Here is an 8,025-nt window from a genome sequence, read left to right on the forward strand (position 1 = left end):
TGCGCATGTCCACACCGGTGTTCGACGAGGTCGGGCCGCAGCCGGGCTGCGTCTGTGAGGACTGCGCCCGGCGACGGCTGATCCGGGCGGCGACCCGTGCCACGCCCCCCTGCGCGCCACCGGCTGCCGCTCCTGCCGCACTGGTCGTCCTGGCCACGGCCGGCGCGGCCGCCGTGGCGCCCGCCGCGGTGGCGGCCCCCGGTGAGGACGCGGGCCAGGCCGCGTCCGCAGGCCGGACCGAGCAGGCGCAGCCGGACCGGATCGGCGCCGCGGTCCCACTCCGCCTGACCCGCGATCAGATCCTGGAACGGGCCCAGGGGTGGATCGACGCCCGCGTCCCGTACGACATGCGCCGCCGCTGGCGGGACGGCTACCGGCAGGACTGCTCCGGATTCGTCTCCATGGCCTGGGGCCTGGGCACCAGCCAGTGGACCGGCACACTGCCCCGCTTCGCGGAACGGATCGGCCGCGACGAGCTCGAACCCGGCGACATCCTGCTCTTCCACAACCCCCGCGACCCGGTCGACGGTTCCCACGTCACGATCTTCGGGGGCTGGGCGAATGCCGCGCACAGCCGTTACGTGGCCTACGAGCAGACCCGTCCGCGTGCCCGGGTGCGCACGACGCCGTACGCCTACTGGGACCACTCCAAGCGCTACGTCCCCTACCGTTACAAGTACCTGCGCGGCGAGGGCTACGGCGACTTCTACGACGACCTCTACGGGGACCTCGACCTCGGCGACCTGGCCTCCGCCGGATACCCGGGGAGCTGGTCCTTCGGCCCCGGCGCCTCCAACGGATACGTCACCCGGCTCGGCAAGATGCTGCGGCAGCGGGGCGCGGGCACCTTCTACCACGACGGCCCGGGGCCCCGCTGGAGCGACGCCGACCGCCGTGCCACCCGTGCCTTCCAGCAGGCCCAGGGCTGGAAGGGCGATCAGGCCGACGGCTTCCCCGGCCCGCTGACGTGGCGTTACCTCACCCAGGGCGCGGGGTCCGACATCGCCGGTGGCGGCCGCCCGGCGGCAGCCCCGGACTACCCGGGCCTCGGCGGCTTCAGGCCCGGCCAGTCGGGCCCGCACGTGCTCGCGCTGGGACGGCAACTGGCCGCCAAGGGCTTCGGCCGGTTCTACGCGAAGGGCCCCGGCCCCCGCTGGGGCGAGGCCGACCGGCGCGCCGTCGAGGCCTTCCAGCGGGCCCAGGGGTGGTCGGGCAGCCGGGCGGACGGTTACCCGGGTCCCGAGACGTGGAGGCGGCTCTTCTCATGACGATCACCCCCCAGGGGAACCGGGCCGAACTCCCCGTTCCCGCTCCGGCACCCGTCGCCCACGGCGTCCACAGCCCAGCCGCCGCCGCGCCGCCGCCCGAGATCGCCGAACGTCCGGGACGCTGCCTGCCCGGCGGCCTCGCCGTGCTCACGGCCCTGGCGGCCGCAGGCGGCACCGCCGCGCTCCTCCTGGGCCCCGCCGGGACCTCCCCGGTCGTGCGCACCGTCGCCGTCGCCGTCCTCGCCGCGCTCACCGCCCTGACCGCGCTCGGCCTGGTCCGGGGCCGCCCTGGCTCCGTGTGGATGCTCACCCGGCACGGCGCCTACCACGGCACCGTCCGCCGTACCGGGCTGCTGTGGATCAGTCCGCTCCTCGCCCGCCGCCGCGTCGACACCAGCCTGCGTCACTGGCGCAGCAGCCCCATCGAGGCCACCGACGCCGTCGGCACCCCGTTGCAGACCACGGTCCTGGTGGTCTGGCGGGTCCGCGACACCGCGCGGGCCGCCTTCACCGTCCACGACCACGTGCGCTACCTGCGCGAACAGGTCGAGGCAGCGGTCGTCCGCTGTGTGTCCCGGCTGCCCGCCGACGACTTCCACGGCCCCGGTCCCACGCTCCGCGACGCCGACCGCCTCGCGGACGACCTCACCCGGATCGTCGTCCAGGACCTGCGACCCGTCGGAGTCGAGGTGTTCTCCGTCCAGCCCGTCCGGGTCGACTACGCCCCCGCCGTGGCCTCCGCCATGCGCCGCGCCCGACTGGCGGCGCTGGACGCCCGGCACCGCAGGGCCGCCCTCGACGATGCCCTCACCGCCGTCGGCGAGACCGTGCGCGGCCTCCTCGACCGCGGCCTGGTCGATCTCGACGACTACGAACGCAAGGCCCTGGTGCGTGACCTGACGGTCGCTTACTGCGCCGCCCGCCTTCCGGAGGGCTCCGCGCCCGCCGCGTGAGCCTCAGTTGGAGGTCGTGGACTTCGGCACCGGCTCGGGGATGCCGGTGTCCTCCCGGATCGCCTCCCCCAGACGGGCCGCCTGTGGCTCGGCGGCCACGACGTGGTTCGGGCCGATCTTGCCGTACGCCACCGGCAGCATGATCGTCGTTGCGCCGGGCGGCGGTTCGGCCCTGCGATGGGTCCAGCAGGTGCCCGGTGGTGCGATGGAGCGGGCTTCTGATCTGGCCGCCCCCGTCCGGGCCGACGTGCGACCACCACCCCTTCGCGGGCCGGTGGTGACGGCGACGCCATGGCGCGCCGGCCCGGACGGAGACCACCCGGAAGTGTTCCGCCCCGGTACCGCGGCAAGCGGTACCGGGGGGCAGAACCGGTGTTACGGCGGTGACTTACGCGGGCACGCTCGCCACGCCCGGGGCCAGGAACGGCTTGCCGTTCACCCGCTCCGAGACGCCCTCACGGTCCAGGTACGGCGTGATGCCGCCCAGGTGGAAGGGCCAGCCGGCACCGGTGATCAGGCAGAGGTCGATGTCCTGCGCCTCGGCGACGACACCCTCCTCCAGCATGATGCCGATCTCCTGCGCCACCGCGTCCAGGACGCGGTCGCGCACCTGCTGTTCCGTCAGGACGCTGTCGCCCTGCACCAGGAGCGCGGCGACCTCGGGGTCCAGCTCCGGCTTGAAGCCGTTCTCGGCGGCGTAGACGTAGAAGCCGCGCTTGCCCGCCTTGACGACGGCCGCCAGGTTCGGGGAGACCGTGAAGCGGTCCGGGAACGCGCGGTTGAGCGTCTCGGAGACGTGCAGACCGATCGCCGGGCCGACCAGCTCCAGCAGCACCAGCGGGGACATCGGCAGGCCGAGCGGCTCGATGGCCTTCTCCGCCGTCTCCACCGGGGTGCCCTCGTCGATGACGTTCTGGATCTCGCCCATGAAGCGGGTGAGGATGCGGTTGACGACGAACGCCGGGGCGTCCTTGGTCAGCACCGCGGTCTTCTTCAGCTTCTTCGCCACGGCGAACGCGGTGGCCAGGGAAGCGTCGTCGGTCCTCTCGCCGCGCACGATCTCCAGCAGCGGCAGCACCGCGACCGGGTTGAAGAAGTGGAAGCCGACGACCCGCTCCGGGTGCTCCAGCTTCGAGGCCATCTCGCTGACCGAGAGGGAGGAGGTGTTGGTGGCCAGGATGGTCTCCGGCCTCACCACCGCCTCGACCTCGGCGAAGACCTGCTGCTTGACGCCGATCTCCTCGAAGACCGCCTCGATGACGAAGTCCGCGTCCGCGAAGGCCGCGGCCTTGTCGAGGGAGCCGGAGACCAGGGCCTTGAGGCGGTTCGCCTTGTCCTGGTTGACGCGGCCCTTGACCAGCAGCTTGTCGATCTCGCCGTGGACGTAGCCGACGCCCTTGTCCACGCGCTCCTGGTCGATGTCGGTGAGGACCACCGGCACCTCCAGGCGGCGCGCGAAGAGCAGCGCCAGCTGCGAGGCCATCAGACCGGCGCCGACGACGCCGACCTTGGTGACCGGGCGGGCCAGGTTCTTGTCCGGGGCGCCGGCCGGGCGCTTGCCGCGCTTTTGCACCAGGTTGAAGGCGTAGATGCCGGAGCGCAGCTCACCGCCCATGATGAGGTCCGCAAGGGCCTCGTCCTCGGCGTCGAAACCGGCCGACAGGTCACCGTCCTTGACGGCGGCGATGATGTCCAGCGCCCGGTACGCGGCCGGGGCGGCGCCGTGCACCTTGGAGTCGGCGAAGGCACGGCCCTTGGCGACGGCCTCGTCCCACGCCGCACCGCGGTCCAGCTCGGGGCGGACGATCTGGATCTCGCCCTTGAGGACGGCGGCCGTCCAGATGAGCGACTGCTCCAGGAAGTCCGCGCCGTCGAACAACGCGTCGGCGATGCCCAGGTCGTAGATCTGGCCACCCTTCAGCTGCTTGTTCTGGTTGAGCGAGTTCTCGATGATGACGCTCACCGCGCGCTCGGCGCCGATGAGGTTCGGCAGCAGCGTGCAGCCGCCCCAGCCCGGGACCAGGCCCAGGAAGACCTCGGGGAGGGAGAAGGCCGGGATGGCCGACGAGACGGTGCGGTAACTGCAGTGCAGGCCGACCTCGACGCCGCCGCCCATGGCCGCGCCGTTGTAGTACGCGAAGGTCGGGACGGCGAGGGACCGCAGACGGCGGAAGACGTCGTGGCCGCCCTTGCCGATGGCCAGCGCGTCCTCACGGCGCTTCAGCAGCTCGACGCCCTTGAGGTCGGCGCCGACCGCGAAGATGAACGGCTTGCCGGTGACACCGACGCCGACGATCGCGCCGTCCGCGGCCTCCTTCTCGACCTGGTCGAGGGCGGCGTTCAGGTTCGCCAGCGACTGCGGGCCGAAGGTGGTGGGCTTGGTGTGGTCCAGACCGTTGTCCAGGGTGATGAGCGCGAAGCGCCCGGCGCCCTGCGGGAGGTCGAGGTGGCGCACGTGCGCCTGCGTCACGACCTCGTCCGGGAACAGCTCGGCCGCTCCCTTGAGGAGCTCGGCGGTGGTGGTCACTTGCTGCCTCCGTCGAAGTGCGGGTTCTCCCAGATCACGGTGCCGCCCATGCCGAAGCCGACGCACATGGTGGTCAGGCCGTAGCGGACGTGCGGCTGCTCCTCGAACTGGCGGGCCAGCTGCGTCATCAGACGGACGCCGGAGGAAGCGAGCGGGTGGCCGAACGCGATCGCGCCGCCGTACTGGTTGACGCGCGCATCGTCGTCGGCGATGCCGTAGTGGTCCAGGAAGGCCAGCACCTGGACGGCGAACGCCTCGTTGACCTCGAAGAGGCCGATGTCGGAGATGGACAGGCCCGCCTTGGCGAGCGCCTTCTCCGTCGCCGGGACCGGGCCGATGCCCATCACCTCGGGCTCGACGCCCACGAAGGCGTAGGAGACCAGGCGCATCTTCACCGGGAGGCCCAGCTCCCGGGCGACGTCCTCGGCGGCGACCAGGGAGGCGGTGGCGCCGTCGTTGAGCCCCGCCGAGTTGCCCGCCGTCACGTTGCCGTGGGCGCGGAACGGGGTCTTCAGGCCCGCCAGGTTCTCCAGCGTGGTGCCCGGGCGCATCGGCTCGTCGGCGGTGGCCAGGCCCCAGCCGGTCTCCCCGCCCTCGGGGGAGGTGCGGCGCACCGAGATCGGCACCAGGTCCTGCTGGATCCTGCCGTTCGCGTACGCCTTCGCCGCCTTCTCCTGGCTGCGGACCGCGTACTCGTCGGCGCGCTGCTTGGTCAGGTGCGGGAAGCGGTCGTGCAGGTTCTCCGCCGTCATGCCCATGAACAGGGCGGACTCGTCGACCAGTTTCTCCGACACGAAGCGCGGGTTCGGGTCCACGCCCTCGCCCATCGGGTGCCGGCCCATGTGCTCCACGCCGCCCGCGAGCGCCACGTCGTACGCGCCGAAGGCGATGCCGCCGGCGACGCTGGTGACCGCGGTCATCGCGCCCGCGCACATGCGGTCGATGGAGAAGCCGGGCACCGACTTGGGCAGCCCCGCCAGGATCGCGGCCGTACGGCCCAGGGTCAGGCCCTGGTCGCCGATCTGGGTGGTCGCGGCGATGGCGACCTCGTCGATGCGCTCCGGGGAAAGCGCGGGGTTGCGGCGCAGCAGCTCCCGGATGGACTTGATGACCAGGTCGTCGGCGCGGGTCTCGTGGTAGATGCCCTTCGGGCCCGCCTTGCCGAACGGGGTGCGGACGCCGTCGACGAAGACGACGTCCCTAGCGGTACGAGGCACGTTGGCTCTCCTCAAGATGCGGGTTCGCTTGCCGCGGGCAGAAGACGGCGGCTCCGCCGTACATGCTACTCGTGGGTAACCGATGTGCCCAGTGCGGGTGTGCGGCGTCACACGTTCGGCTGCGCCGGGCCGCCCGTTGTCGTTGTGTGCGGCGCGGTTCGTGGTTGCGGTCGGGGTTTCTCCCCCACCCTCCCTCCCCCCGGCCTTCGGCCGGGGAGACCCCCCACCGACCCCGCCCCCTCCGTCGGTTGCGCGACCAACGGCCGGTGGGGGGCGGGCGGTCCGGCGCAGGCGTGGCGGCACCACCCAGCGGTAGCCGGGGGAGGGTGGGCGCGACCCCACAGCGGCGCCGCACGTGCTCGGTGTGCACGGTCCTCGCCGTTCGCACGCCGGTGGGTGGGGGTGAGCCAACCCGCCCCCAGCCTTCGGCCAGGGGAATTGCGTGCGGTGGGAGGAACGACTGACCGTGCCCCCACCTCGTCCGGCCGCCGGCCGACCACACGACCGGAGGGGGTGGGCGTGGTGCCCCGCGGGGGACGAGCGGCGCGCGCTGCCGGACGATGTGGGGCAGCGCCACGAGCCCCGAGGCGGGGACACCCCCCGGCCGATGGCTGGCGATGTGCTGCGGTGCGGCTTCGAGCGCAACGTAACGGTGCGCGGGACCGCACAGACCGCGCCTGATGGGGTCCCCCCGGCCGAAGGCTCGGGGCGGGCGGGGATGCCCGCCCCAGGCGCAAACGAGCCGCACACGACAACCGGCCGTAGGGGCACCCCCGGTCAGGACGGCGGCGTCGCCGCCACCGCCGCCGTGAGAATCGGCGTCGTGAGTTCGACCTGCCACGGCCGCGCGCCGGCCTCCGTCAGGAAAGCCGCCACGGACTCGGGGCCGCGGTCGCGCGGGGGCGCCCAGCACAGGCGGCGGACGGTGTCCGGGGTGATGAGGTTCTCCTGGGGGAGGTTCAGCTGCTCCGCCAGCGCGGAGACCGCCGCCCGCGCCGCGGAGAGCCGGGCCGCGGCGGCCGGGTCCTTGTCGGCCCAGGCGCGCGGCGGCGGGGGACCGGTGTAGGCGGGGCCGGGCTGCGGCAGGTCCCGCTCGGGGATGCTGCGGGCGTGGTCGATCGCGGCCTGCCATTGCTCCAGCTGGCGCCGTCCCATGCGATGCCCGAACCCGGGGAGCGCGGCCAGCGCGTGCGCGTTGGGGGTGGCCTCCAGGGACGCGGTGACGATGGCCGCGTCGGTGAGGACGCGGCCGGGTGAGACGTCCCGCTCGCGGGCGATCCGGTCCCGGAGGGTCCACAGCTCGCGGACGACCGCCATCTGGCGGCGCCGGCGCACCTTGTGCATGCCGGAGGTGCGGCGCCAAGGGTCGACGCGGGGCGGGGGCGGCGGGGCCGCGGCGATGGCCGCGAACTCCTGCATCGCCCACTCCAGTTTGCCCTGGGCGCGCAGCTCCTCCTCCAGCGCGTCGCGCAGGTCGACCAGGAGCTCCACGTCCAGCGCGGCGTAACGCAGCCACGGTTCGGGGAGCGGCCGGGTGGACCAGTCGACGGCGGAATGACCCTTCTCCAGGGCGTACCCGAGGACGTTCTCCACCATCGCGCCCAGCCCGACCCGGGCGAAGCCGGCGAGGCGGCCGGCCAGCTCGGTGTCGAACAGCCGGGTGGGGCGCATGCCCGCCTCGTCGAGGCACGGCAGGTCCTGCGTGGCGGCGTGCAGCACCCATTCCGTGCCGTCGAGCGCGGCGCTGAGCGCCGACAGGTCCCGACAGGCGACGGGGTCGATCAGCGCGGTCCCTGCCCCGGTACGACGCAGCTGGACCAGATAGGCCCGCTGGCCGTAGCGATAACCGGATGCGCGCTCGGCGTCGACGGCGACAGGTCCGGAGCCCGCGGCGAAAGCCGCGACAACGTCGGCGAAGGCCTCCGGGCTGGCGGTCACCGGCGGGATTCCCTCGCGCGGGTCCAGCAGCGGGACCGGCGCCGGGGGTGCTTCTGTTGCGGTCTCTCGGGCGTCGGTCACCAGTCAAGAGTATCTGTGCACAGCAGGCGCCCGCCGACGGA

The 8,025-nt window shown here is 73.3% G+C and carries 6 protein-coding genes; 2 read left to right on the forward strand and 4 right to left on the reverse strand.

Annotation, left to right across the window (positions count from 1 at the left end):
* Positions 1-5: 5 nt before the first annotated feature.
* Both AC3EUJ_RS18740 and AC3EUJ_RS18745 read left to right on the forward strand, forming a co-directional pair.
* Positions 6-1,268 (forward strand): peptidoglycan-binding protein, encoded by a 1,263-nt coding sequence (locus AC3EUJ_RS18740; protein ID WP_431962713.1) that lies wholly within the window; start codon positions 6-8, stop codon positions 1,266-1,268.
* Positions 1,265-2,221, forward strand: a complete 957-nt coding sequence (locus AC3EUJ_RS18745) for an SPFH domain-containing protein (RefSeq protein ID WP_431962715.1) — start codon at positions 1,265-1,267, stop codon at positions 2,219-2,221. The genes AC3EUJ_RS18740 and AC3EUJ_RS18745 overlap by 4 nt, the downstream gene beginning before the upstream one ends.
* Positions 2,222-2,224: 3 nt before the next feature.
* Here AC3EUJ_RS18745 and AC3EUJ_RS18750 read toward each other — a convergent pair whose 3' ends face one another.
* The 4 genes from AC3EUJ_RS18750 to AC3EUJ_RS18765 form a co-directional block, all read right to left on the reverse strand.
* Positions 2,225-2,353 carry a hypothetical protein gene (locus AC3EUJ_RS18750; protein ID WP_431962717.1) on the reverse strand — a complete coding sequence of 43 codons (129 nt, stop codon included), beginning with the start codon at positions 2,351-2,353 and terminating at the stop codon, positions 2,225-2,227.
* 256 nt (positions 2,354-2,609) lie between these two features.
* Positions 2,610-4,748: a 3-hydroxyacyl-CoA dehydrogenase NAD-binding domain-containing protein gene (locus AC3EUJ_RS18755; protein ID WP_431962719.1), complete on the reverse strand. Its 2,139-nt coding sequence runs from the start codon at positions 4,746-4,748 to the stop codon at positions 2,610-2,612.
* Positions 4,745-5,965 carry a thiolase family protein gene (locus AC3EUJ_RS18760; protein WP_431962721.1) on the reverse strand — a complete coding sequence of 407 codons (1,221 nt, stop codon included), beginning with the start codon at positions 5,963-5,965 and terminating at the stop codon, positions 4,745-4,747. Before AC3EUJ_RS18760 ends, AC3EUJ_RS18755 begins: the two co-directional genes overlap by 4 nt.
* A gap of 777 nt (positions 5,966-6,742) precedes the next feature.
* Entirely contained in the window at positions 6,743-7,984 is a 1,242-nt protein-coding gene (locus AC3EUJ_RS18765) for an HRDC domain-containing protein (protein ID WP_431962723.1), read from the reverse strand.
* Positions 7,985-8,025 lie beyond the last annotated feature (41 nt).

It is taken from the genome of Actinacidiphila sp. bgisy160, assembly GCF_057707815.1.